The organism is Sphingomonas sp. TX0543 (assembly GCF_048565505.1).
GTDB lineage: Bacteria > Pseudomonadota > Alphaproteobacteria > Sphingomonadales > Sphingomonadaceae > Sphingomonas.
Genome location: NZ_JBLZUS010000002.1, coordinates 1,044,240 through 1,067,501, shown reverse-complemented (window position 1 = coordinate 1,067,501; position 23,262 = coordinate 1,044,240). Strand labels below are relative to the sequence as shown.

The 23,262-nt window shown below is 66.3% G+C and carries 23 protein-coding genes; 13 read left to right on the top strand and 10 right to left on the bottom strand.

Features of this window, described 5'->3' with window-relative positions; genetic code table 11:
* Positions 1–34: 34 nt before the first annotated feature.
* Entirely contained in the window at positions 35–805 is a 771-nt protein-coding gene (locus ACM61V_RS05735) for a M15 family metallopeptidase (RefSeq protein WP_419713879.1), read from the top strand.
* On the opposite strand, the gene ACM61V_RS05730 is transcribed toward ACM61V_RS05735, so the two are convergent.
* The 3 genes from ACM61V_RS05730 to ACM61V_RS05720 all read right to left on the bottom strand — a co-directional run bounded on the left by ACM61V_RS05730 (position 790) and on the right by ACM61V_RS05720 (position 2,979).
* Positions 790–1,578, bottom strand: a complete 789-nt coding sequence (locus ACM61V_RS05730; protein WP_137786783.1) for a DODA-type extradiol aromatic ring-opening family dioxygenase — start codon at positions 1,576–1,578, stop codon at positions 790–792. The genes ACM61V_RS05735 and ACM61V_RS05730 overlap by 16 nt on opposite strands.
* 5 nt (positions 1,579–1,583) lie before the next feature.
* Entirely contained in the window at positions 1,584–2,186 is a 603-nt protein-coding gene (gene wrbA, locus ACM61V_RS05725) for an NAD(P)H:quinone oxidoreductase (protein ID WP_137786784.1), read from the bottom strand.
* A 67-nt stretch (positions 2,187–2,253) separates the two neighbouring features.
* Positions 2,254–2,979 carry a pirin family protein gene (locus tag ACM61V_RS05720; protein ID WP_419713878.1) on the bottom strand — a complete coding sequence of 242 codons (726 nt, stop codon included), beginning with the start codon at positions 2,977–2,979 and terminating at the stop codon, positions 2,254–2,256.
* A 95-nt stretch (positions 2,980–3,074) separates the two neighbouring features.
* Here ACM61V_RS05720 and ACM61V_RS05715 point away from each other — a divergent pair, with 95 nt between their 5' ends.
* The 3 genes from ACM61V_RS05715 to ACM61V_RS05705 all read left to right on the top strand — a co-directional run bounded on the left by ACM61V_RS05715 (position 3,075) and on the right by ACM61V_RS05705 (position 6,270).
* Complete coding sequence (locus ACM61V_RS05715) at positions 3,075–3,962, top strand: LysR family transcriptional regulator (RefSeq protein ID WP_137786785.1); 888 nt, start codon at positions 3,075–3,077, stop codon at positions 3,960–3,962.
* 251 nt (positions 3,963–4,213) lie between these two features.
* Positions 4,214–5,536, top strand: a complete 1,323-nt coding sequence (locus tag ACM61V_RS05710) for a carbohydrate porin (RefSeq protein WP_171007574.1) — start codon at positions 4,214–4,216, stop codon at positions 5,534–5,536.
* A 38-nt stretch (positions 5,537–5,574) separates the two neighbouring features.
* Positions 5,575–6,270: a phosphatase PAP2 family protein gene (locus tag ACM61V_RS05705; protein WP_249341543.1), complete on the top strand. Its 696-nt coding sequence runs from the start codon at positions 5,575–5,577 to the stop codon at positions 6,268–6,270.
* Here the strand turns inward: ACM61V_RS05705 and ACM61V_RS05700 are convergent.
* The gene (locus ACM61V_RS05700) at positions 6,250–7,077 is read right to left on the bottom strand and encodes an HpcH/HpaI aldolase/citrate lyase family protein (protein ID WP_137786787.1); all 828 of its coding nucleotides are present in this window, start codon (positions 7,075–7,077) and stop codon (positions 6,250–6,252) included. The genes ACM61V_RS05705 and ACM61V_RS05700 overlap by 21 nt on opposite strands.
* Positions 7,074–8,072, bottom strand: coding sequence for a UDP-glucose 4-epimerase GalE (gene galE, locus ACM61V_RS05695; RefSeq protein WP_137786788.1), 999 nt, complete (start codon positions 8,070–8,072; stop codon positions 7,074–7,076). The genes ACM61V_RS05700 and galE overlap by 4 nt, the downstream gene beginning before the upstream one ends.
* 62 nt (positions 8,073–8,134) lie before the next feature.
* On the opposite strand from galE, the gene msrA reads away from it, so the two are divergent.
* Entirely contained in the window at positions 8,135–8,677 is a 543-nt protein-coding gene (gene msrA / locus ACM61V_RS05690) for a peptide-methionine (S)-S-oxide reductase MsrA (RefSeq protein WP_137786789.1), read from the top strand.
* A gap of 16 nt (positions 8,678–8,693) precedes the next feature.
* On the opposite strand, the gene ACM61V_RS05685 is transcribed toward msrA, so the two are convergent.
* Both ACM61V_RS05685 and ACM61V_RS05680 read right to left on the bottom strand, forming a co-directional pair.
* A complete protein-coding gene (locus tag ACM61V_RS05685) occupies positions 8,694–9,242 on the bottom strand; it encodes a GNAT family N-acetyltransferase (RefSeq protein ID WP_137786790.1) in 549 nt (182 codons plus the stop codon).
* Between the two features lie 9 nt (positions 9,243–9,251).
* Positions 9,252–10,169, bottom strand: coding sequence for an L-threonylcarbamoyladenylate synthase (locus tag ACM61V_RS05680; RefSeq protein WP_137786791.1), 918 nt, complete (start codon positions 10,167–10,169; stop codon positions 9,252–9,254).
* A 35-nt stretch (positions 10,170–10,204) separates the two neighbouring features.
* On the opposite strand from ACM61V_RS05680, the gene ACM61V_RS05675 reads away from it, so the two are divergent.
* Both ACM61V_RS05675 and ACM61V_RS05670 read left to right on the top strand, forming a co-directional pair.
* A complete protein-coding gene (locus ACM61V_RS05675; protein ID WP_419713877.1) occupies positions 10,205–11,899 on the top strand; it encodes an acyl-CoA dehydrogenase in 1,695 nt (564 codons plus the stop codon).
* A gap of 38 nt (positions 11,900–11,937) precedes the next feature.
* Entirely contained in the window at positions 11,938–12,696 is a 759-nt protein-coding gene (locus ACM61V_RS05670) for an energy transducer TonB (RefSeq protein ID WP_249341544.1), read from the top strand.
* A 122-nt stretch (positions 12,697–12,818) separates the two neighbouring features.
* On the opposite strand, the gene ACM61V_RS05665 is transcribed toward ACM61V_RS05670, so the two are convergent.
* Together ACM61V_RS05665 and ACM61V_RS05660 are read right to left on the bottom strand one after the other, a co-directional pair.
* Complete coding sequence (locus ACM61V_RS05665; protein WP_137786793.1) at positions 12,819–13,172, bottom strand: GntR family transcriptional regulator; 354 nt, start codon at positions 13,170–13,172, stop codon at positions 12,819–12,821.
* A 37-nt stretch (positions 13,173–13,209) separates the two neighbouring features.
* Positions 13,210–13,788, bottom strand: coding sequence for a nitroreductase family protein (locus tag ACM61V_RS05660; RefSeq protein WP_137786794.1), 579 nt, complete (start codon positions 13,786–13,788; stop codon positions 13,210–13,212).
* Positions 13,789–13,882: 94 nt separating this feature from the next.
* Between ACM61V_RS05660 and ACM61V_RS05655 the strand changes: the two genes are divergently transcribed.
* The 6 genes from ACM61V_RS05655 (at position 13,883) to ACM61V_RS05630 (ending at position 22,035) form a co-directional block, all read left to right on the top strand.
* Positions 13,883–15,694, top strand: coding sequence for a peptide MFS transporter (locus ACM61V_RS05655; RefSeq protein ID WP_137786795.1), 1,812 nt, complete (start codon positions 13,883–13,885; stop codon positions 15,692–15,694).
* A 22-nt stretch (positions 15,695–15,716) separates the two neighbouring features.
* The gene (locus tag ACM61V_RS05650) at positions 15,717–16,397 is read left to right on the top strand and encodes an NnrU family protein (protein WP_137786796.1); all 681 of its coding nucleotides are present in this window, start codon (positions 15,717–15,719) and stop codon (positions 16,395–16,397) included.
* Between the two features lie 84 nt (positions 16,398–16,481).
* The gene (locus tag ACM61V_RS05645; protein ID WP_137786797.1) at positions 16,482–18,116 is read left to right on the top strand and encodes a long-chain-fatty-acid--CoA ligase; all 1,635 of its coding nucleotides are present in this window, start codon (positions 16,482–16,484) and stop codon (positions 18,114–18,116) included.
* Between the two features lie 105 nt (positions 18,117–18,221).
* Positions 18,222–19,454 (top strand): dipeptidase, encoded by a 1,233-nt coding sequence (locus ACM61V_RS05640; RefSeq protein WP_419714248.1) that lies wholly within the window; start codon positions 18,222–18,224, stop codon positions 19,452–19,454.
* A 147-nt stretch (positions 19,455–19,601) separates the two neighbouring features.
* The gene (locus ACM61V_RS05635) at positions 19,602–20,546 is read left to right on the top strand and encodes a polysaccharide deacetylase family protein (RefSeq protein ID WP_137786799.1); all 945 of its coding nucleotides are present in this window, start codon (positions 19,602–19,604) and stop codon (positions 20,544–20,546) included.
* Positions 20,547–20,859: 313 nt separating this feature from the next.
* Complete coding sequence (locus ACM61V_RS05630; RefSeq protein ID WP_137786800.1) at positions 20,860–22,035, top strand: acyl-CoA dehydrogenase family protein; 1,176 nt, start codon at positions 20,860–20,862, stop codon at positions 22,033–22,035.
* Positions 22,036–22,048: 13 nt separating this feature from the next.
* Here ACM61V_RS05630 and ACM61V_RS05625 read toward each other — a convergent pair whose 3' ends face one another.
* On the bottom strand, positions 22,049–23,257 hold the full coding sequence (locus ACM61V_RS05625; protein ID WP_137786801.1) for a DUF1501 domain-containing protein: 1,209 nt from the start codon (positions 23,255–23,257) through the stop codon (positions 22,049–22,051).
* Between the last annotated feature and the right edge of the window lie 5 nt (positions 23,258–23,262).

Genomic DNA, 23,262 nt, shown 5'->3' with positions numbered 1-23,262 from the left:
CCACCAGCCGTGCGCGGAGGCCAGAGAAACACGCATGATTCTGCGCGCACTGCTCCCGATCCTGCTGTTGCTGGCCGCTCCCGTCGCGGCGCAGGTTTGTGGCGGGGCGAGCGCGGACGTTGCGGCCGACGGTCGGGCGCTGGGCCATTTGCCCTATGGCGACGTGGCGGATCGCGATCTCGTCACCGCGACACCGGGGGTGGCGGTAGCCGGTGCGTGCCGGCTGCGGCCCGAGGCGATGGCCGCGCTCCAGCGGCTGCTTGCGGCGGCGGCGGGCGATCCGGCGGTGCAGGGCCAGCTTTACGCATTGTCTTGCCATCGTTCGATCGCATCGCAGGAGGCGACCTTCTGCAAGCCGCGCGCCGAAGCCAATGATGGCGACCGCTCGATATCGGTCGCGCCGCCCGGGCACAGCGAGCATGGCACCGGCTTTGCGCTCGATTTCACGGTGCGGCCGGCAGACGGCTGCCGCGATGCGGAGGCATGCATGGCGGCCAAGCCCGCTTTCCGCTGGTTGCGCGACAATGCGCCACGCTTCGGCTTCGAGCTGTCGTTTCCGCCCGGGAACATCCAGCAGGTGAAGTGGGAACCGTGGCACTGGCGCTGGGCGGGAATTAGCAATACCGAGCCTGGCGCAGCCCGCGCGCGCTTTATCTTCGCACAGGCGCGCCGCCGCTTTCCGGCTGTTCCCGCGATCGCCGATCCACCCCCGCCGCCACCGGTAGTGATCGCGCCGCCTCCACCGCCCGCCCCCACGCCGGTCGTGGAAACCATGAGCCGAAAGAAGCGTCAGGCGAAGGAATAGGCGTCCATCGCCAGCACGCCATAGGTATAGCTTTGATGTAGCCGCGTCGCTGTCGCGCCCGCTCCGCCGGCGCCGAGCGCGGCGTGGAGCGGCAACAGGTGATCGGGTGTCGGATGGTTGCGAAGGCCATGCGGTCCGATCGCGATCGCCTCCAAAACCGACGCCGTATCGCCCGCCGCGAGCCGGTCTGCCATCCACTCCGCGAACTCGCTCGCCCACGCGGGCGTGGCCGCGTCGGGCGAACGCCGCGCGGCGAACACCTCGCGCAAATTGTGCGTCAGATTGCCCGAACCGATCACCAGCACGTTTTCCGCGCGGAGCGGCGCGAGCGCCAGGCCGACACGGTAATGCCATTCGGCGCTGTGGGCGCTGCTGATGGAAAGCTGCACGACGGGGATGTCGGCCGCCGGCCAGCCCAGCAGCAGCGGCACCCACGCGCCGTGATCGAAGCCGCGCACCGGATCGGCACGCACCGGTATCCCGGCATGCTCCACCAGCGCCGCCACCCGCGCGGCCAGATCTGGCGCGCCCGGTGCGGGGTAGCGCAGCCGGTAAAGCTCCTCCGGGAATCCACCGAAATCGTGCACTGTCCCCGGACGCGCGGCGGTCGTCACCATCGCGCCGGGCATGTCGTAATGTGCGGAGACGACCAGGATCGCATCCGGGCGTGGAAGCATCCCGCCCAGCCCGCTCAGGAAGTCACGCGCCGCGCATGGCTCCGCCACGATCATCGGCGAACCATGCGAGACGAAGAGAGCAGGCTGGGCGGTCACGCCTTCTATGCCGTCAGCTTGGCGGCGGTTTCCGCGATGCGGCGGCCCTGATAGCGCGCGCCGGAAAGCTCCTCCTCGCCGGGCTGGCGGCTGCCGTCGCCCCCGGCCAGCGTTGTCGCGCCATACGGCGATCCGCCGCGCACCTTGTCGACGCCCATCTGCTCGGAGAAGCCGTAATCGAGGCCCACGATGGTCATGCCCTGATGAAGCAGGTTGGTGATGATCGAGAACAATGTGGTTTCCTGGCCACCATGCTGGCTGGCGGTCGAGGTGAACGCACCGCCGACCTTGCCGACCAGCGCACCGCGCATCCAGACGCCGCCGGTCGTATCCCAGAACGCCGCCATCTGGCTCGACATCCGGCCAAAACGCGTCGGCGCACCCACGACGATGGCGTCGTAATCGGCCAGCGCATCCGGTCCCTCGATCACCGGATGGGCCGTATCAGTCTTGAAATGGGCGGCCTGGACGACTTCCGGCGGCGCGGTTTCGGGCACGCGGCGGATATCCACCTGCGCGCCCGCCGACCGCGCGCCCTCCGCGACCGCATCGGCCATCTGCTCCAGATGGCCATAGGATGAATAATAAAGAACGAGCACCTTGGTCATAGCATTGCTCCGTCGTGGACAAATGGGTGCCGCCCGGCGGGGAACCGGGCGGCCGGGGGAACGGCGATTATTCGGAATCCACCAGCACGAGCTCAGCGTCTTCCTGCGCGCTGATCGTGAAGGTGCGGCCGCCCGAGAGCGCCGCGCCATCGCGCGCCTCAACGGCCTCACCGTCGATCGTGATGCTCCCGGTGGCGGGAACGAGATAAGCGTGGCGGCCCTCGCCCAGATCATAGGCAATAGTCTCGCCCGCCTTCAGCGTCGCGCCCAGCACACGGGCATCCGCACGGATCGGCAGGGCATCCACATCTTCCGCAAACCCGCTGGCCAGCGTGACGAACCGGCCGGAACGATCGCCCTTGGGAAACGGCTTCGCCCCCCAACTCGGGCTGCCGCCTTCGGCGCGCGGCATGATCCAGATCTGGAAGAGCGTGGTCGGCTCATCCTCGAGATTGTACTCGGCGTGGCGAACGCCCGTTCCGGCACTCATCACCTGCACATCGCCGGCCCCGGCGCGGCCGCGATTTCCCATCGAATCCTGATGCGTGATCGCGCCGGTGCGCACGTAGGTGATAATTTCCATATCGCGATGCGGATGGGGCGGAAAACCGTTCTGCGGCGCGATCGTGTCATCGTTCCAGACGCGGATCGCGCCCCATCCCATGCGGGCCGGATCGTAATAGTCCGCGAAGGAAAAATGATGGCGCGCGTCAAGCCAGCCGTGATTGGCGTGGCCCAGGCTGTCGAACCGGCGACGATCGATTTCGCCGGATTTCATGATCGTGTCGGTCATGCAAACCTCCATTGCTTGACCGGGAGATAGGTCGGCGCGATGATCGCGAAAATGGAAACGTTTGAAACGGATTGTTTCCAAATGTGGAGTTTTTGATGCGACTTCCCGATCTCGAAGGCTGGGCGACCTTCGCCACCGTGGCGGATCACGGGTCGTTCAGCGCCGCCGCCATCGCAATCGGCGTGTCCAAGGCGACGGTATCCAAGACAGTCGCGCGGCTTGAGACAGCGCTCGGCCAGTCACTTTTTCACCGCACCTCCCGCCGGTTGACGCTCACCGAGGCCGGCAAGCCGCTCGCCGATCGCGCCCGGCGGATGCTCGCGGAGGCGATCGCAGCGGAAGAGGCCGCGCATGATGCCGCCTCCGCGCCCGAGGGGCGTGTCAGGCTGGCGGCGCCGATGACGTTCGGCGTCACGCATATCGCGCCCTTGATCGCCGAATTCCTTGGCCGGCATCCGGGGATCGAAATCGAGCTGGCGCTTTCCGACGCGCGGGTCGACATCGTGGCGGAGGGGTTTGACGTGGCGCTGCGTATCGCCGACCTGCCTGACAGCTCGCTGCGCGCTCGGCGGCTGTGCACGATCGCCAGCTATATCGTCGCGGCGCCGGTCTATCTGGAACGGCACGGCACGCCGAATCACCCCGGCGAGCTTGGGGAGCACCGTCTGCTCGGCTACACCAACATCACCGGCCCATGGCGCTTTCGCGGCGCTGGCGGCGCGGAAGTGGCGGTGCGCGCCGAAGGACCGCTCGCGGCGAACAGCGGGGAGGCGCTGATGCCGGCGCTGATCGGAGGCCTTGGCATCGCCCGGCTGCCGGATTTCATCCTCGGCGATACGCTCAGGGACGGCCTGCTGGTAGAAATCCTGTCGGACTGGCGGCCTGCCGCGGTCGGCCTGCACCTCATGACCCCACCCAGCGCGTTGCGGCCGGCGCGCGTCGAGGCACTGATCGACTTCCTTTCCGAGCGACTGCGCGACTGAATCGACGCGAAGGCGGCTTGATCTGTCATTTTCCGGGAGTATGAGCCGCGCGACCGGGTCAATCACGACTCGATCACAGGACACTGCAACCCAATGCCCCGTTCAAGCCAGTCAACCGGCGACGGAGACAGTAGAAGCGTCGCTTCGCTGCATCCGATCGCCACTGGCCCGGTGGCGGTTCGCATCGGTCGGCGCATAGCCTGACCGCGCGATCCTCCTTCGGGCGTTCGAAAAACCCGATGGAGGTCGCAATGACCGGAAAGCCGTTTTACGCGGCGGCCACAGGCTGCCTTTTCATGTTTGCGCTTCCTGCTTTCGCGCAGGCGGCGGATCAGCCCGCACAGGACTGGGCGATCCACGGCCAGGCGACCCTTGTCGTGCAGGGCGTCGGCGGATTTGCATCCCCGTATGGGGGCGCGAACAGCCTCGCCCCACGGCAGGTGAAGGAAACCGTCGACGCCACGGCGTTCATCGGCGCGCGCCCCTGGAAGGGCGCGGAGCTGTGGGCGAATCCGGAAATGGACCAGGGCTTCGGGCTTTCGAACACGCTGGGTGTGGCCGGCTTCCCCAGCGCGGAAGCCTATAAGGTCGGACGCGCGAGCCCCTATTTCCGGCTTCAGCGCCTGTTCGTTCGCCAGACGATCGGGCTGGGCGGCGCGCGCGAGAATGTGGCGCCGGGCGCGAATCAGCTCGGCGGGATGCGCGATGTGGATCGCATCGTCATCACCGCAGGCAAGTTCGGCGTGGGCGACGTGTTTGACACCAACGCCTATGCCCACGATCCGCGCGGCGATTTCCTGAATTGGGCGGCGGTCGATGCCGGTACGTTCGATTACGCCGCGGATGCCTGGGGCTATTCGACCGGCATCGCCGCTGAGCTTTATCGCGGGGCATGGGCGCTGCGGATCGGGGGGTTCAATCTTTCGAAGGTGCCCAACGGCGAGACGCTGGAACGCGATTTCAGCCAGTATCAGATCGATGCCGAAATCGAGCATCGCCACGCCATCGCGGGCCATCCGGGCGCCGTGCGCGTGACATTATTCCGCAATCGCGGACGTTTCAGCCGCTTCGACGATGCGCTCGCGCTCGCCCAGGCGACTGGCAATCCGCTCGATCCGGCGCTGACGAGGCGGCCGATGACGCGGATCGGGGTGCATTTCAATCTGGAGCAGGAGCTCACCAGCGATCTCGGCCTGTTCGCGCGCGCCGGCATCGCGGACGGGGCGATCGAGCCCTACGATTTCACCGATATCGATCGGAGCGCGCAGATCGGCGCGGTGCTGCGCGGATCGCGCTGGCGGCGCAAGGATGACCGGATAGGGCTGGCGCTGATCGCGAACGGCATTTCGGCGGCGCATCGTCGTTATCTCGATGCCGGCGGGATCGGCGTGCTGATCGGCGACGGGCGTCTGCCGCATGCCGGGGCGGAGCAGATCGCGGAACTGTTCTACGCCGCCCGGATCACGCCGGCGCTGGAGGCGACGATCGACGCGCAGCATATCGCCAATCCCGGCTACAATCGCGACCGCGGGCCCGCGAATGTGCTGGCGCTCCGGCTTCATGCGGCGTTCTGACTTGCCACCAACCGACAACTCGGTCGTTAAGTGTGCCGATGCGTGACGATCCCCTGCTAGCCGAAGAGCAGCCGGTGCCCCCCGGCGTTGCCAATCCCAGCCCGCTGATGCTCGGCGGCGGGCTGATCGCGGGCGCGATCGTCCTTGCGCTGGTGATCGGGACGCTGATTGCGCGCCATCCGTTCGGCTTCGATCGCGCGATTATCGTCACGGTGCATGAGGCGGGGCCGGCATGGCTGCGTCATGCGATGATCGACGTGACCGCGCTGGGCGGCGGCACCGTGCTGACGCTGGTGGTGGCGGCGACGGCGGGACTGCTGCTGGTGCGTCGCTTGTGGCTCACCGCCGCGCTGGTGGTGGTGGCGACGACGCTAGGCTCGATCGCGGTCGACGTGCTCAAGTCAATCTTCGGTCGCGTCCGCCCCGAGATCGTGGATCACGTCGTCGCGGCGAGCGGCTACAGCTTTCCAAGCGGCCACGCGGCGAACAGTGCGATCGTGTATCTCACCATTGCGACACTGGTGACGCAGGTGACACGCGGCCACGCCACCCGGCGTTATATCGCCGTGGTCGCGGGCCTGCTTGTCGCGACCATCGGGCTGAGCCGCATTTACCTTGGCGTCCACTGGCCGTCGGATGTGCTGGCCGGGTGGAGCTTCGGCACGCTCTGGGCGCTGGGCTGGTGGTCGATCGGCGCGAAGGCGCGGATGAGCTTAATCCACCAGCGCCAGTAACCGCTGCGCCGCTTTCAGGTGCGGCGCGTCGATCATCCTGCCGTCGAGCTGAAGCACCCCGGCTCCCGGATTTGCCGCGAAAGCGTTCACCACCGCGCGAGCATGCGCAATCTCATCGGCGCTCGGCGTGAATGCCGTGTTGATAACTGCGATCTGGCTCGGGTGGATCGCCATCATGCCGGTAAATCCATCGCGACGCGCGCGCGCGGCATAAGCGGCCAGCCCGTCGAGATCGCGGAAATCGGGATAGACCGTCTCGATCGCCGGAACGCCGGCCGCATGGGCGCCGAACAGGGTGAGCGCACGCACCACCTTATATGGGTCGGTATAGCTGCCGTCCGCTTCCCGGCTGCTGGCCGCGCCGATCGCCGCGGGCAGATCCTCCGCCCCCCAGGTGAGCCCGGCGAGCCGCGCGCCAGCGTAGCTGCCGAGCGTGAAGACGGCCCGCGGCGTTTCGCTCGCGATCGGCAAGATCGCATAATCGCCCGGCAGCCGCGCGGTCAGATCGTCGATCGACGTGCTTCCCTCCGCCTTGGGAAGCGTGATCCCCGCCAGCGGCAGCCCGGCAACAGCGGCAAGGTCATCCGCTGCCAACGCCGAATCGAGCGGGTTGATGCGCACGAACAACGCCGGCCCGCCCGGCTTGCGCCCGACGAACGCGCGAACGGCATCGCGGGCAATCGCCTTGTTGGCGAGCGACACGGAATCCTCCAGATCGAGGATCAGCGCATCCGCGCCAAGCCCCAGTGCCTTTTCCATGCGTTCCGGCCGGTCCCCCGGCACGAATAACAGCGACCGCAATCTCATTTGCCCAATTCCGCCAGTTTCCGTTCCCATGCCAAGGCATCGCGAACGATCCCGTCGAGATCGTCGCGCCTGGGACGCCACGGCAGCGCCGCCAGGATCGCGCGATTGTCGGCCACCAGCTCGGCGGGATCGCCCGCGCGTCGCTCCTCGAAGCGGCGTTCGATCGACACATTCGTCACGCGATCGACCGCATCGAGCACCTCGAGCACCGAAAAGCCCCGGCCGTAGCCGCAGTTCAGCGTGTGGCTCTCGCCCGGCCTGTCCACGAGCAGGCGCAGGGCCGCAACATGGGCGTCCGCCAGATCGGAAACGTGGATATAATCCCGCACGCCCGTGCCGTCACGGGTCCGGAAATCCGTGCCGAACACCCCGACATGCCCGCGCTTGCCCGTCGCCGCCTCCACCGCGATCTTGATAAGATGCGTCGCGCCAACCGTCGATTGCCCGCTGCGCTGCTGCGGGTCCGCGCCGGCGACGTTGAAATAGCGCAGCGCGCAGTAATTGACCGGATGCGCCGCCGCCACGTCGCGCAGCATCGCCTCCGTCATCAGCTTCGACATGCCATAGGGGTTGATCGGCACGGTCGGATCGCCTTCCGCCACGGGCACCTTCTCCGGCGTGCCGTAGGTCGCCGCCGTGGAGGAAAAGATGAAATGCGGCACGCCCTCCGCCACCGCGCTTTCGATCAGGCTGCGAGAAGCCGCGGTGTTGTTGCGGTAATATTTGAGCGGATCGCTCACCGACTCGGGCACCACCACCGATCCGGCGAAGTGCATGATCGCACGAACGCGATGATCGCGGATCACGTCGCGCACGCGGGCATCCTCCACCGCCATCTCGACCAGCGAAGCGCGCGCATCGACGGCCCAGGCAAAGCCGGTGACGAGATTGTCGATCACCACCACCTCATATCCCGCATCCAGCAGCGCGAGCACGGCATGGCTCCCGATATAGCCCGCGCCGCCCGTCACCATCACCTTGCCGTCGAAAGTCATGTGCTGCTCCTTTGCGCGCGCGTTAGCGGCTTACTACATTGGCCGCAAAGGAGACCTCATCCATGACCGAATATGCAACACTCGCCGGCGGCTGCTTCTGGTGCACGGAGGCCGTGTTCAAGGACGTGATCGGCGTGGAATCGGTGGAGAGCGGCTATATCGGCGGCACTGTTCCAAATCCCACGTACAAGCAGGTGTGCGGCGGCGAGACCGGGCATGCCGAGGCGATCCGCGTGGGATTCGATCCGGCGCAACTCCGCTATGGCGACCTGCTCGACATCTTTTTCGCGACCCACGATCCGACCCAGCTCAACCGGCAGGGCAATGACGTGGGAACGCAATATCGCTCCGCCATCTTTCCGGCGAACAACTTGCAGGAGGAACAGGCCAACGAAGCGATCGCGCGCGCGCAGGCCGATCATGCCAAGCCGATCGTGACGACGATCGAATATGCGGACGAATGGTGGCCGGCCGAGGGCTATCACCAGGACTATTGGGAGGGCGAAGGCCAGCGCAATCCCTATTGCCTCGCGGTGATCCCGCCGAAGCTTCAGAAACTGCGCAAGAGCTTCGCGGCGCGGACCAGGGCGGCGGCTGACGCCTGAGCCGCCAGCGGGCCGGTCAGCGCGTGGCGGCCGGCCCCAGCTCCTTGCGCATCCTCACCATTGGCACCGGCGCGCCACCGCGATCGTCGCTGATCGCCTCGATCGGGCGATAGCCGGCGGCCAGATATAATGGCTGTCCGCTCATCGTGGCCATAAGCTCCACCGCCTGGAAACCCGCCTCTGCCGCCGCGCGCTCGCAACGGGCGAGGATGAGCCGTCCGACGCCGCGTCGGGCGAAACCGGGATGGGTATACATCGCCCGCACCCGCGCTGCGTCGCGCGCCGGATCAAGCAGGCGCGGTTCGCGCAGCGATCCGCTGTGATCTCCGCCATACAGCGTGGCGCGCCGGCTCCACCCGCCGCAGCCGGCAAGCACACCCGCCTCTTCCACGATAAAATAGGTTCGGTCGGCGACGAGCTGCGTATCCAGTCCCATCACCGCCCGGCTCGCGACGATCTGCTCGCTGGAAAGGAAAGCGCGCTGCAACGTGTCGATCGCGTTCGCCATCAGGGCGCGCACCGCGGGCAGATCCTCCTCGAGGGCGAGGCGCAGGGCGAAGCTCATCCCGGTCGCTCAGCGATGCGCGGCGCGGCGCAGACGGTCGTTGATCGCGGCGCCGATCCCGGCCTCCGGCACGGGCGCCACCGCGATCCGGGCGCGGCCGCTCGCATCGGCGCGATGCAGCGCATCGAATAGCCGCGCCGCCGCCTCCACCGGATCGCCGGAGGCCGACAAGGTATCGTCCCCCGCCACCTCGCCGAAGCCGATCAGCCACTCGCCGGCCTCAGCCAAGGTCGCGTTGAGCCGCAGCGGCTTGGCCGGGGCATAATGGGTCGCCATCTGGCCCGGGGCGATGACCTTCCCGCCCGCGTCGGCCAGCGGCAAGCCCAAGTCCTCGCCGCTGATCGGGCCGGGGCGGAGAATGCGCTGGCCCATCACGATTGTCGATTCCACTCCGGCGGCACAAGCCCCATCATCGAGGATCAAAGGCACCCGATCGCCAAGGCTGGCCGCCACATGCGCCGCGCGGGTCGGGCTGATCGCATTGCTTGCGTTGGCGGAAGGTGCGGCGAGCGGCTTGCCCGTCGCCTCGAGCAGCGACCGGATCGCGCGATGCGCCGGGACACGCAGCGCAATCGTGCCGAGCCCGGCGGTAACGAGCGAGGCGATCCCGGCATCCGCGCGCGATGGCAGCACCAATGTCAGTGGCCCTGGCCACCAGCGCACCGCGAGCGCGCGCGCGGCATCGTCGAAAACCGCGATCCGCTCCGCTGCCGCAAGATCGAGAACGTGCACGATCAGCGGATTGAAGCTTGGCCGCCCCTTCGCGGCATAAATGCGCGCCACGCCCGCCGGGTTCGTCGCGTCGGCGGCGAGACCGTAAACCGTTTCGGTCGGCACGCCGACGACCCCGCCCCGCGCGATTTCGGCCGCAGCTTCCGCGATCGCCGCGGAACCGTAAGGTCTGACGCCGGGGTGTTGAGCAACCATAGGGATTGGCTATAGCGGCGCGCGAGGAGATAGAAATGCCCTTCACCGCGCCTACCGCCGAACAACGCTTCACCCTCGACCACATCGTCCGCCTCGATGAGCTGGCCTCGGCCGACAAATTCGCCGCCGCCTCGAACGATGTGATCGACGCGGTGCTTGAGGGGATCGGCCAGTTTGCCGCCGGCGAATGGGCGCCGCTCGCCCGTGCAGGCGATACGGTGGGTGCGAAATGGACGCCGGAAAGCGTGGTGATGCCGGCGGGCTATCCCGAAGCGTATCGCGCCTTCGTGGACGGTGGCTGGGGCACGATCGGCGCGCCGGAGGAGTTTGGCGGTCAGGGCCTGCCCTTCGCGATCCAGACAGCGGTGCTGGAAACGCTGGGGACCGCGAACATGGGCTTCGCGCTTTGCCCGATCCTGACGGTCGGTGCGATCGAGGCGCTGACGCATCACGGCTCCCCGGAGCAGCAGGCCGCCTATCTCCCGCGCCTGACGACCGGCGAGTGGACCGGAACGATGAACCTTACCGAGCCGCAGGCTGGCAGCGATGTCGGCGCGCTCAGGACGATGGCTACTCCTCGCGAAGACGGCGGGTGGTCGATCAAAGGGACGAAGATCTACATCTCCTTCGGCGATCACGACATGGCGGACAATATCGTCCATCTCGTGCTCGCCCGCACGCCGGGTGCGCCGGAGGGGACGCGCGGCATATCGCTGTTCCTCGTGCCGAAATACCGGCTCGATGCCGATGGCAACCCGGGCGCGTTCAATGACGTCCGCGTCGTCTCGATCGAGCACAAGATGGGGCTGCATGCCTCGCCCACCTGCGTGCTCTCCTTCGGCGATCACGACGATTGCATCGGTCATCTGATCGGGCCGGTGAACGGCGGGATGCGAGCGATGTTCACGATGATGAACAACGCCCGCCTCAACGTCGGCCTGCAAGGCGTGCAGGTGGCTGAAGGCGCGACGCAAAAGGCGGCCGACTATGCCCGCGAGCGGATCCAGGGCGTGCGCAACGGCCAGCCCACCGCGATCATCGAATTTCCCGACGTGCGCCGGATGCTGATGCGGATGAAGGCGCAGACGCTCGCTGCGCGCGCGCTCGTCTATTACGCCGCAGGTCAGGTCGATCGTGCCGGGCTGGGCGATACGGCGGCGAAGGACCGGCTGGAACTCGTCACTCCGCTCGCAAAAGCGCACGCCACCGACATCGGCAATGAAGTGGCCAGCCTGGGCGTGCAGATCCACGGCGGCATGGGCTTCATCGAGGAAACCGGCGCCGCGCAATATTTCCGCGAGGCGCGCATCACCCCGATCTACGAGGGAACGAACGGCATCCAGGCCGCCGATCTGGTCGGGCGAAAGCTGGCCTTGTCGAACGGCGGCGCCTTCGCCAGCCTCATTGCCGACATTCGCGCGGAGGCGGAAGATGCCCGCCTCATCGCGCTGGTCAATGCCTGCGAGGCGATCGGTCGGCGGCTTCAGACCGCCGATGCCGACGATCGGCTGGCGGCAAGCTACCCCTTCCTCACCATGCTGTCGATTGCGACATCGGGGTGGCTGGTCGAGCGGCTGGCCCGCAAAAGCGCGGATGATGCGCCGGGCCGAACGCGCCGCGCTATCGCCGATTTCTACGTCGCGCAGATCGTACCTGAAGCAACCGGTCTGATCGCGGCCGCCGAAGCGGACGCACGCGCGCTGTACGCGCTGGACGCGACCGCTTTCTGAATAACGCGTCGTTCAGCCGATCCGTGCGTTATGGCGCGGTGAACTGGACGATCGCCGCGCCGGAAAACCGCTCCCGCCTCGTCGCCGCTTTGGCGGCGGCGAGCGTGCAGCTATTGCTGATCTGGCTGCTGGTGACGGGCCTGACGGTGCATATCCCGCGCGTGATCGAGCGGAGCATGGCCGTCTTCGGCGTATTGCCTGAACCACCACCGCCGCCGCCTGAACGCGTCCCCCCGCCGCCACGCCATCACAGCGCCGCAAAGGGCAGCCCTTCGCCGCCGAATCTGCGCTCCCAGGCCACGCCCGTCGCCGCGCCGACCCCGGTGATCCAGATCCCCGTTCCGCCGGTGATGGTAACCGCGCCAAAGCCTTTTGTCGGCGCGCAGGCGACTACTGGCGCCAGCGACGTCGCCGGTCCCGGCACGGGCGCAGGCGGCCAAGGCAACGGCTATGGCGGCGGCGGCGATGGCGACGGCGGCACTGGCCCACGCTGGCGGAGCGGTCGGCTAAAGGATTCCGATTATCCTCCCGATGCGGGTCGCGCCGGCGTCAATGGCACGGTCGCGGTGCGTTATCTGGTCGACGCCACCGGCCATGTCACCGAATGCGATGTCACCCGCACGAGCGGCAGCCGCGCGCTGGACGATACCACCTGTGCCCTGATCCAGAAGCGCTTCCGCTTCTCCCCCGCGCGCGATGGACGCGGAAAGCCGGTGCCGGCGTGGATTGTCGAAAATCATAGCTGGGTGATCGAACGCGATCCGACGCCGCCGGATGAGGAGGAGCGAAAACCGTGAATTCCTCGTCCGGCGGAAAATCGATCGGATCGGCTCGCCGGGACTGAGCGGCAAGCCCTATCGTCTGGTCCCTCGTGGGAGAGGTAGCGACCGGCCGCCGGTCGCCACGCCTGACGGAACGCCTATGCCCGCTCCGCCATCAGATCGCCAATGTCGAGCCCCAGCAGCTCGATATGCTCCCTGATACGAGGCCAGTGGTTCTGCACGAACGAATCCCGCTCAGCGACGCGCAGGCGCTCCCCCGCGCCCGGCAGGACGAACATCCCCACCCCGCGCCGCACCTCGACATAGCCACCGTCCTGAAAGCTCTGATAGGCCTTTGCGACCGTCAGCGGGTTCGCGCCGTGCTCGGCAGCGAGTGCGCGGACTGAGGGAAGCTGGTCGCCCGCACGGAAATCTCCGCGCAGGATACTGGCAGCGATCGTCGCGCGCAGGCGAATATAGACCGGGCTGTCCTCGTTGCTTAACGCTGTCATGCTGCCTTAATACAGCAAGTGAGGCAAAAAGCGAGTCCTAACCCCGCCAGTGGCTGATGACGGCGGCGGGATCGGGGCGCGGCCGCTCTTCCAGCGGCTTGCCCGGCGTACCGATGAAGACGAACCCCGCGATCCGCTCCGGCGCGGTGCCGAAAGCATCGCGCACCTGATCGGAGAAAGCCGCCCAGCCGGTCAGCCAGCCAGCGGCAAAGCCCATGGCGTGCGCGGCGTGAAGCAGGTTCATGCATGCCGCCCCGGCCGAAAGTTCCTGCTCCCAAAGCGGGATGGCGCTCTCCATGCGCGGCGACGAGAGTATCACCACCAGCGCGGGCGCCTGCGCGGCGAACTGCTCCAGCGCATCGATCTCGATCCGTTTCGCCTCGGGCCGCTCGGCGCGATACGCATCGGTGATGACACGCGCGAGCGCAGCGCGCTGGTCCGCCGCGACGATGACGAAGCGCCATGGCGCGAGCTTGCCGTGATCGGGCGTACGCGCGGCGATGACGCACATCTCCTCAAGCTGCGCGCGATCAGGGCCGGGCGCGACGAGAGCACGCGGCTTCCCGGATCGGCGGGTCGCGAGCAGTGAAAGCGGCGTGGAGCGATCGTTGAACATCACCATCGCCTCTAACCACCTCACGCGGATATTTACAGTGCGCGCTTTCCCGCTAGTTTCCGCTGCAACGAAATTTCCAGGGAAGTTAGCGCAAATGGTGGACACCCCGACGGCGGATACGCCGCGCGAGCCGGACATCTCTCATGTCAATCCGGCTGCGGAGGGAACATGGTTCGGCCATCCGAAGCCTTTGTTCTGGCTGTTCGGCACCGAAATGTGGGAGCGTTTCGGCTATTATGGGATGCGGGCGCTGCTGACGCTCTACCTCACCAAGCATTTCGTGCTTGGCGATCGCGCCTCCACGGGCCTCTACGGCGGATATACCGCTCTGGTCTATCTCACCCCACTGGTCGGCGGGCTGCTGGCCGATCAGTATCTCGGCTCGAAGCGCGCGGTGCGCTTCGGCGCGCTGATGATGGCCGTGGGCTATTTCACCCTCGCCTTCGGCGGATCGCCCGCCAAACCGTATCAGATCATCGACGGCCAACGTTACGAGGTGGTCGTGGAGAATTTCCGCGACGCACCGTCCAGCGCTCCTAACGAGTCGCGCCACCTTATCTACGGTGGGCAGAAGCTGACGATGCACGGCAACGATGATGGCAGCCTGTCGCTCAACGCGGCGGATGGCCATGAGGTGCGCCGCGTTCCAGCCGGCAGCTTCACCGAAGCGGCTGACCGGAGCCCGATGGTGATGGTCGTCCTGCTGCTCGCGCTGTCGCTGGTGTCGGTCGGCAACGGCTTCTTCAAACCCAATATATCGACGATGGTCGGCGAGCTCTACACAAAGGGCGATCGCCGCCGCGACGCGGGCTTCACCATCTTCTACATGGGGATCAACACCGGATCGATCCTCGGCCAGTTCCTGTGCGCCGCGTTCGCCGATACGATCGGCTGGCCCGCCGGGCTCGGCCTCGCCGGAGTCGCGATGGTGATTTCGTTCCTCATGATTACCTTCCATGGCGGCCGGCTTGACGCTTATGGCAATCCGCCGAAGCGCGAAGGGCCCGATCGCGCCATCCTGATCTACGCCCTCGCGATCCTCGCGGTGCCGATGTTCTATTTCCTGTTCCAGAATCTGATGACTACCGAGGCGGCCGCGCCCGGCGCTGGCTTCATCGGCTATCTCGCCACGCTGCCGCTGATGGGAAAGTTGCTGTTCGGCACTTTCCTCGTCTCGGTGCCGGCGATCCTCATCTGGTCGTTCGCGAAGGGCAGCCGGAAGGAGGGTGAGATGATGCTCGCCGCGATGGTGCTGATCGTCTTCAACGTGGTGTTCTGGACGCTGTTTGAACAGGCCGGATCGAGCCTCACGCTGTTCGCCGACCGCAACACCGACCGCAGTGTGTTCGGCCTGTTCACGCTTTCGGCCCCGCAGACGCAGAACTTCAACCCCGTCTCGATCGTGCTGCTCGCGCCGGTGATGAGCGCCCTGTGGGGCTGGCTGTCGCGGCGCGGGCGCGAGCCTTCGATCCCGATCAAGTTCGCGATCGCGCTCATGGGCGTCGGCGGCGGTTTTCTGTTCCTCGTATGGGGCGCATCCTTCGCGGGGCCGGATTTCAAGGTCGGCCTGTGGTGGCTCGGCGGGCTTTATGTGATCCATTCGCTCGCCGAACTGTGCATCTCGCCGGTCGGCCTCAGCATGATTACCAAATTGTCGATCGCGCGTGTCGTGGGGTTGATGATGGGCGTGTGGTTCCTTTCGATCTCGGTGGCGCAATATGTCGCGGGCGTGGTGGCGCAGTTCGCCAGCGTGGAAACCGTTGGCGGCCAGGTCACCAACCTCAAGGTCAGCCTGGACACCTACACGCACACGTTCACCACGATCGCACTGATCGCGATCGGACTTGGCATTCTGCTGTTCCTGCTTTCGTGGCCGCTCAAGAAGTGGATGCACGGCGTGCAATAGGCTTCAACAACAGGAGGGATTGATGGACAATGTAGCGGTGGCTGCGGCCGCCTTCGTGGGAAGTCATTTCCTTCTGTCGCACCCGTTGCGCGCCCCGATCGCCGCGCGGATCGGTGAGCGTGGCTTTCTCGGCATCTACAGCGTTGTCGCCTTCGCGACATTGATCTGGCTGGCACTCGCCTATCGCACGGCGCCGACCGGGCCATTGCTGTGGCCGGCGAGCGATGCGATCTGGGTGATCGCGAGCCTGGTGATGCTCGCCGCGAGCGTATTGCTGATGGGCTCGCTGATCCGCAATCCGGCAATGCCCGAGGCAAAGACCGACACCGTGCCAGTCGCGCGCGGCGTATTCGCGATCACGCGCCACCCGATGATGTGGGCATTCGCGTTATGGGGCGTGGTTCACATCCTGGTTTATCCGGAGCGCTCGAACATCATCGTCGCGGTCGCGATCATCACGCTGGCACTTGTCGGTGCCGCGATGCAGGATCGCAAGAAGGAGGCGCTGCAGCCCGAGTTCTGGCGCGAATGGGAACGGCGCACGAGCTATTGGCCGTTTGCCGCCATCGCCTCCGGCCGGGCGAAGCTGGGTGGCCTCGGCACACACGCACTCATCGGTGGCCTTGTCGTCTGGCTTTTTGCGACCTGGGCGCATATTCCGCTTTCGGGATGGCGCGCCGGCATCTGGCACTGGATAAGCTGACACCGGCGGGCATAGCGATTGCGCATGGAAAGCTGGGTTTTTCCATGGTGGTCGCGAAATGATAAACGGGGAGAGAGGGTGTAGATGCTTGGTCTGATGCAGCACGGCGCGCTTACGGTAGATAAGTTCCTCGGTCACGCTGCAGCCTGGCATAGCGCGCGCGAAGTCATATCGCGCGACGCCGCCGGGATCGTGTCCCGCAGCAACTATGGCGAGATCCATGCCCTGGCGAAGCGCGTGTCGAGCGGGCTCGCCCGCGCCGGCATCCGCCCCGGCGATCGCGTCGCGACGATGGGCTGGAACTCCGCCCGCCACTTCGCGGTATGGTATGGCGCGGCGAACATGGGCGCGGTGCTGCACACGCTGAATCCGCGGCTTTTCCTCGAACAGATCGCCTATATCGCCAGTCACGCCGGCGACCGCATTCTTTTCGCCGATCCCGCCTGTGCCGAGCTGGTCGGCCAGTTGCTGCCGCAGGCGCCGACGATCGAGCATGTCATCTTCCTGTGCGGCGCCGCGGCGCTGCCGAAGACCGATTATGCCGCCACCGCGTTTGAGGATTGGGTGGCGGGCGAACCGGCCGAATTCACCTGGGGCGGATTTGACGAGAAGGCGGCCTGCGGGCTTTGCTACACATCGGGCACCACGGGCAATCCGAAGGGCGTGCTCTATAGCCATCGCTCAAACTATCTTCATGCGCTGATGACGCTGCAAACCGATGGGCTGGCGCTGTCCGCGCGTGATTCGGTGCTGATGGTGGTGCCTATGTATCACGCCAACGCGTGGGGCATGGTCTATTCGGCGCCCGCCGCCGGGGCGAAGCTCGTGCTGCCCGGGGCGAGGATGGACGGCGAATCGCTTGTCGATCTGATCGAGCAGGAAGGCGTCACCTTTTCCTCCGCCGTTCCCACGATCTGGCAGGGCGTGCTGCATTATTTGAAAGCCAGCGGCCGCGGGCTGGGGGGCCTGAAGCGTGTCGTGATCGGCGGTTCGGCGGTGCCGGAATCGCTGGTTCGCGGTTTCCGCGACGGCTATGGCGTCGAGGTGATCCAGGGCTGGGGCATGACCGAAACCTCTCCGCTGGCCACCATTTCCACCCCTTCGGCAGCGGTCGCGGCGATGCCGGCTGACGAGCAGGTTCAATATACGATCAAGCAGGGCCGGCTGATGCCCGGACTTGAGCTGAAACTCACCGATGACGAGGGCAATCGCCTGCCTTATGACGGCAGGACGCCGGGCCGCCTGATGATCAAGGGTCCGACGATCGTATCGGGGTATTTCGGTGGCGACGGCGGCGATGTGCTGGACGAGGAAGGCTTTTTCGATACGGGCGACGTCTCGACGATCGACGCGCAGGGCTACATGCAGATCACCGATCGTGCGAAGGACGTGGTGAAATCCGGCGGCGAATGGATCAGCTCGATCGAGATCGAGAATATCGCCACGGGCCACCCCGCCGTCGCGATCGCCGCGGTCATCGGCGTTGCGCATCCGAAATGGGATGAGCGCCCGATCCTGCTGTGCCAGCTCAAGCCGGGCGCCAGCGCGGCGCGCGACGATCTCACCGCTTTCCTCCACGGCAAGATCGCCAGCTGGTGGATGCCCGACGACGTGCTGTTCGTTGACGAGATCCCGCTCGGCGCGACGGGCAAGATCGACAAGAAGCTCCTTCGCCAGCAGATGACCGGCTATACGCTGCCGTTCGAAATCGAGCGATGAGGCGATCGTCTCGGCACCTTGCTCGATAATCGTGAAGTTGCGCCGGCGTCAAAGCGGCCTATCGCCTCCACGATCAGGAACAGGAGCAGATGCCCCATGGGACGTATGATGAAGCGTGGAATGCTGGCCGCTGCCATCTGCCTCGGTGTTCTGCCACCTGCGGCGTGGGCGCAGGATTATTCCGCCCGGGTTACGCGGATTCTGCGCACGACGCCGCTGATCGACGGGCACAACGACTGGCCGGAAGCGCTCGCGGATCGGGAGGGCGAGAAGCGCTGGACCATGGATTTGCGCGATCTTTCGCGGGTCGGGGGCGAGCCTTACGACACCGATATCGTTCGCTTGCGCAAGGGAATGATCGGCGGACAGTTCTGGTCGGTCTATGTCTCCGCCGATCTGCCGGGCAAGGAGCAGGTGGAAAAGACGCTGGAGCAGATCGATCTCGTCAGGTCGATCGTCGCTCGTTACCCGGAGACGTTCGCGCTGGCGCGCACCGCCGCCGACGTGCGCCGTGCCCATGCTTCGGGCAGGATCGCTTCCATGATGGGGGTGGAGGGCGGCGGCCAGATCGACGGCAATCTGTCGATCTTGCGCGCTTATGCCACGCTCGGCGCGGGCTACCTCACGCTCACGCACGCGCGCACGATCGAATGGGCGGATTCGGCCACCGACGATCCGAAGCATAACGGCCTGACCCCGTTCGGCCGGCAGGTGGTGCACGAGCTCAATCGGCTGGGGATGCTGGTGGATCTGTCGCACGTCAGCGAGGCGACGATGCGCGACGCGCTCGCGGAGACAAAGGCGCCGGTGATCTTTTCCCATTCCGGCGCGCGCGCGATCAACGATCATCCCCGCAACGTATCCGACGACGTTCTCCGGCTGGTCGCCGCGAACGGTGGCGTGGTCATGGTCGATTTCGCACCGGGCTATGTTTCGGACAGGAACCGCCGGTGGGCGGCAGATGCGGCTGCCGAGAAGATCCGGCTCAACTCTCCACCCTATCGTGGCCTTTATATCGGCCAGCCGGACAAGGCCGCAGCCGCCTATGCAGCGTGGCTGAAAGAGCATCCAGAACCGATTGTCACCCTGAAAGAGGTCGCCGATCATATCGATCATGTCGCCAGGATCGCGGGCAAGGCGAGCGTCGGTATCGGATCGGATTTCGACGGAGTTGGCCATCCGCTGCCGGATGGCCTTGGCGACGTGTCGGCCTATCCGGCGCTGCTTGCCGAGATGTTGCGCCGCGGATGGTCCGATGCGGAGGTCGCAGGGCTGGCCGGCGAAAATGTGCTGCGCGTAATGGAGCGTACGGAGCAGGTCGCCAAGTCGATGCAATAGCGTCCGTCGCCCGCAACAGATTGGCGATCGCTCGCGCCGGGCCGGAACGCAATCCTTCTGGAGACATTCCCGCCTCTCGCGATATGCTGCGCGCGACAAAAGGGGGCTTATTTGGCGAGACGGCGTGGGTGGAAGCAAGTTGCGCGGATGATCGCGGTTGTCGCGATGGCCAGTGCCGGGCCGGCGGCCGCACGCGACGGCATGGTCGCGTTGACGTTCGACGATCTGCCGGCGCTCACGATCCTGCCCGATCAGGCCTATGTCGACGATCTTAACGCAAACCTGCTGGCTAAGCTGAAACGCCACCATTTTCCCGCGACCGGCTTCGTCAACGAAAGCAAGATCAGCGATCTGACGCCCGACCATCAGATCGAAAACCTCAGGCACTGGCTCGATGCCGGAATGTCGCTCGGCAACCACACCTATTCGCATGGCTCGCCCAATACGCTCGGCGCGGACGGCTATATCGCGGATATAGCGCACGGCGAGCAGGTGACGCGCCCGATGCTGAAAGCGCGAGGACAGAAGCTTCGCTGGTTTCGCCATCCCTATCTCGAAACGGGCTTTCCGGCGGCAGTGCGCAACCGGATCGACGCGTGGCTCGGCACGCACGGCTACCGGATCGCGCCCGTAACCATCGATGCCGAGGATTGGGAATTCGCCGAGCCTTATGACGATGCGATCGCCCGGCGCGATGTCGCGAAACAGGAGCAGATCCGCAAAGCCTATCTCGATTATACCGCGATCCGCATCCGCTGGTCACAGGCCAGCGCACGTGTGTTGTTCGGGCGCGATATCGCGCATGTCATGCTGCTGCACTGCACGCGCCTGAACGCGGACACGCTGGACGAACTTGCCGGTCTGCTTCGCCAGGCGCATCTGCGCCCGGTCACGCTGGATCGGGCGATGCGCGATCCTGCCTATCGCACCCGCGACACCTATGCCGAGAAGGACGGCATCACCTGGCTCGAACGCTGGGCGCTGACGATGCACAAGACGCTGCCCGAAGCGGGCGACGAGGATCCTCCCGCGCAAATCCAGGCGGAATATGATCGCGTCGACAACGATCGGGTTTCGCATCCCGATCAGTGATTGCCCGTGCCATGCCACGTCGGGCGTTGCCGTCCGCGCACGTTCACCATCGCCCCGGGGCAACGAGCGCTACTGCGCCGAAGCGGGACGATCCTGACGGACAGGCGTGATGGCGTCCGCAACATGATTGCGCGCGATCCGGTGCTCGCCCGTTCCGCCCTGACAACGCCCCGCCCCATGCGGGCGGGTTCGTCATCTGGCGCCGGGCGGGCGTATGTGCGGACCGACGCACACTGGCGCGTTGCCACGACCGCGCCTCGCCCCTAGAGCCGGCGACAAATCCGGCATCAACGCCGCACAGGGAGGGGATGGCATGGGCATCGGCATCGAAAAGGCGCTGGAGATCGCCGACCGCGTGGAAGCGTTCGTGCGCGACGTCGTCGTTCCCTATGAGCGCGACACGCGCCGCGACCATCATGACGCGCCGACCGACGAGCTGGTCATGGAAATGCGCGAGAAGGCGCGCGCGGCGGGCGTGCTGACGCCGCACATCCTGCCGGACGGCAGCCATCTCTCGCAGCGCGAAACGGCGATCGTGCTGGAGCGCACCGGCCTTTCCCCGCTCGGCCCGCTCGCCTGCAACACCGGGGCGCCCGACGAGGGCAATATGTATCTGCTCGGCAAGGTCGGCAGCCCGGAGATCAAGGAGCGCTTCCTGACTCCGCTGGTCGAGGGTCGCGCACGGTCCGCCTTCTTCATGACCGAACCGGCGGCGGAGGGCGGCGCAGGTTCCGACCCGTCGATGATGCAGACCACGTGCCGGCCGGACGGCAACCATTGGGTCATCAACGGGCGCAAGGCTTTCATCACCGGGGCGCATGGCGCGAAGGTCGGTATCGTCATGGCGAAGGCCGAGGAGGGAGCCTGCATGTTCCTCGTCGATCTGCCGGACCCGGCGATCAGAATCGAGCGCGTACCGAACACGATCGACAGCTCGATGCCGGGCGGCCATGCGACGATCCTGATCGACAATCTTCGCGTGCCGGCGGACCAGATGCTTGGCCATGCGGGCGACGGCTTCAAATACGCACAGATCCGCCTTTCGCCCGCGCGGCTGTCGCACTGCATGCGCTGGTATGGCGCCTGCGTGCGCGCCAACGAGATCGCGACCGACTATGCGAACCGTCGGCACGCGTTCGGCAAGCCGCTGATCGATCACGAGGGCGTCGGCTTCATGCTCGCGGACAACATGATCGACCTGAAACAGGCCGAGCTGATGATAGACTGGTGTGCCGGCGTGCTGGACACCGGCGCGCTCGGCACGGCGGAAAGCTCGATCGCCAAGGTCGCGGTGTCGGAGGCGCTGATGCGGATCGCGGATCGCTGCGTACAGGTCATGGGCGGCAGCGGCGTCACCAGCGACACGATCGTCGAGCAGGTGTTCCGCGAGGTTCGCGCATTCCGCATCTATGACGGCCCCACCGAGGTTCACAAATGGAGCCTCGCGAAAAAGGTGAAGCGGGACTGGAAGGCGGCGCAGGCGAGCTGAGCGCCGCGCCGCTTCAGATCAGTTGCAGATCGCGCGGCTTGGCCCCGGGGAACAGGCCTGCCAGCCGGTCCGCGCCAAGCCCGTATTGCCGCGCGACCAGCCCGCCGATCAGCGCGCGATAGTCGTTCAGCACCGGCAGGTCGCGCCCCTGGTTGAGCGTCGCCTGAGACAGCGCGACCTGTTCGCCCGCCAGCCTGCCGCCGGATACGCCGCCACCGAGCACCCAATAGATGCTGCCGTGGCCGTGATCGGTGCCGCGATTGCCGTTCTCGCGGAAGGTGCGGCCGAATTCTGACACCACCACCACCGTGGTGCTGCGCCATTTCTCCGGGCCGATCGCCTGCGCGAACGCGGCCAGCCCGCGCCCCAGCTCGCCGATACGATCGGCGAGATAGCCGGTCGCGCCGCCCTGGTTGACGTGCGTATCCCATCCGCCGACATCGACGAAGGCAAGGTTGAACTGATCGCGCATCAGCGTGCCGATGCGGCTCGCGGACAGCGCGAAACCCTTGGCGCTTACCGCGCCGCGGCTCGCCGCCTTCATCTCGTCATCCAGCGTGCGATAGACTGTATCGCGCACCTCGAACCCTTCCGCCACCGATCGCGACAAGGCCGGCTGCTGCGCGTACATCCCCTCGATCAGCTTCGCCTGGCGCTGGTCGATCGGCTTGCCGACATTGGCGAGTGCCAGGTTCGGCACCGGCGACGCGCCGCCCCGGAAGCACAGCGGCAGTTGATCGGTGAAGGCGATCGGCTTGTCCCCGCGCCCCAATATCGCCGCCAGCCGCGCCATGAAGCCGGAGCCATAATCGCGATGGCCGCCGATCGGCTGGCCCAGTTCGATCGTATCCTGCGTCTCGAAATGGCTGCGGCTCATGTCGTCGGTGCCGGCGAAGGGAACGAACGCGATCTGGCGCTGCTGCCACAGCGGCAGGATGCTGTCCTTCAGCGCGGGATGCAGGCTCCAGCTCGCATCGAGCGGCAACGGTGCTTTGGGATCGTTGGGATCGGGCTTGCCGAGCGCGATCGTCGGGCGCGCCTCGCGATAGAAATCGCTCCCGCTCGGCACGACGATATTGGTCGCGTCATAGGCGCCGCGCAGGAAGACGACGAGCAGCCTGCTCCCGGCCTGCGGCGCGGCGAAGGCGCGGCCCGCCACCACAAGCGGCGCGAACGCGGCGGCGCCGACCAGAAGGTCGCGGCGGTGAAGATGCGGCATCATGGCAA

Excerpts from the sequence above, each read along its gene's own strand:
- ACM61V_RS05700 (WP_137786787.1), bottom strand. The coding sequence starts at position 7,077 with ATGAGATTGCGGTCGCTGTTATTCGTGCCGGGGGACCGGCCGGAACGC.
- ACM61V_RS05675 (WP_419713877.1), top strand. The coding sequence starts at position 10,205 with ATGCCCTTCACCGCGCCTACCGCCGAACAACGCTTCACCCTCGACCAC.
- ACM61V_RS05680 (WP_137786791.1), bottom strand. The coding sequence starts at position 10,169 with ATGGTTGCTCAACACCCCGGCGTCAGACCTTACGGTTCCGCGGCGATC.
- ACM61V_RS05685 (WP_137786790.1), bottom strand. The coding sequence starts at position 9,242 with ATGAGCTTCGCCCTGCGCCTCGCCCTCGAGGAGGATCTGCCCGCGGTG.
- galE (WP_137786788.1), bottom strand. The coding sequence starts at position 8,072 with ATGACTTTCGACGGCAAGGTGATGGTGACGGGCGGCGCGGGCTATATC.
- ACM61V_RS05635 (WP_137786799.1), top strand. The coding sequence starts at position 19,602 with ATGATCGCGGTTGTCGCGATGGCCAGTGCCGGGCCGGCGGCCGCACGC.
- ACM61V_RS05705 (WP_249341543.1), top strand. The coding sequence starts at position 5,575 with ATGCGTGACGATCCCCTGCTAGCCGAAGAGCAGCCGGTGCCCCCCGGC.
- ACM61V_RS05630 (WP_137786800.1), top strand. The coding sequence starts at position 20,860 with ATGGGCATCGGCATCGAAAAGGCGCTGGAGATCGCCGACCGCGTGGAA.
- ACM61V_RS05645 (WP_137786797.1), top strand. The coding sequence starts at position 16,482 with ATGCTTGGTCTGATGCAGCACGGCGCGCTTACGGTAGATAAGTTCCTC.
- ACM61V_RS05665 (WP_137786793.1), bottom strand. The coding sequence starts at position 13,172 with ATGACAGCGTTAAGCAACGAGGACAGCCCGGTCTATATTCGCCTGCGC.
- ACM61V_RS05735 (WP_419713879.1), top strand. The coding sequence starts at position 35 with ATGATTCTGCGCGCACTGCTCCCGATCCTGCTGTTGCTGGCCGCTCCC.
- msrA (WP_137786789.1), top strand. The coding sequence starts at position 8,135 with ATGACCGAATATGCAACACTCGCCGGCGGCTGCTTCTGGTGCACGGAG.
- ACM61V_RS05715 (WP_137786785.1), top strand. The coding sequence starts at position 3,075 with ATGCGACTTCCCGATCTCGAAGGCTGGGCGACCTTCGCCACCGTGGCG.
- ACM61V_RS05655 (WP_137786795.1), top strand. The coding sequence starts at position 13,883 with ATGGTGGACACCCCGACGGCGGATACGCCGCGCGAGCCGGACATCTCT.
- ACM61V_RS05660 (WP_137786794.1), bottom strand. The coding sequence starts at position 13,788 with ATGTTCAACGATCGCTCCACGCCGCTTTCACTGCTCGCGACCCGCCGA.
- wrbA (WP_137786784.1), bottom strand. The coding sequence starts at position 2,186 with ATGACCAAGGTGCTCGTTCTTTATTATTCATCCTATGGCCATCTGGAG.
- ACM61V_RS05625 (WP_137786801.1), bottom strand. The coding sequence starts at position 23,257 with ATGATGCCGCATCTTCACCGCCGCGACCTTCTGGTCGGCGCCGCCGCG.
- ACM61V_RS05710 (WP_171007574.1), top strand. The coding sequence starts at position 4,214 with ATGACCGGAAAGCCGTTTTACGCGGCGGCCACAGGCTGCCTTTTCATG.
- ACM61V_RS05650 (WP_137786796.1), top strand. The coding sequence starts at position 15,717 with ATGGACAATGTAGCGGTGGCTGCGGCCGCCTTCGTGGGAAGTCATTTC.
- ACM61V_RS05640 (WP_419714248.1), top strand. The coding sequence starts at position 18,222 with ATGATGAAGCGTGGAATGCTGGCCGCTGCCATCTGCCTCGGTGTTCTG.
- ACM61V_RS05720 (WP_419713878.1), bottom strand. The coding sequence starts at position 2,979 with ATGACCGACACGATCATGAAATCCGGCGAAATCGATCGTCGCCGGTTC.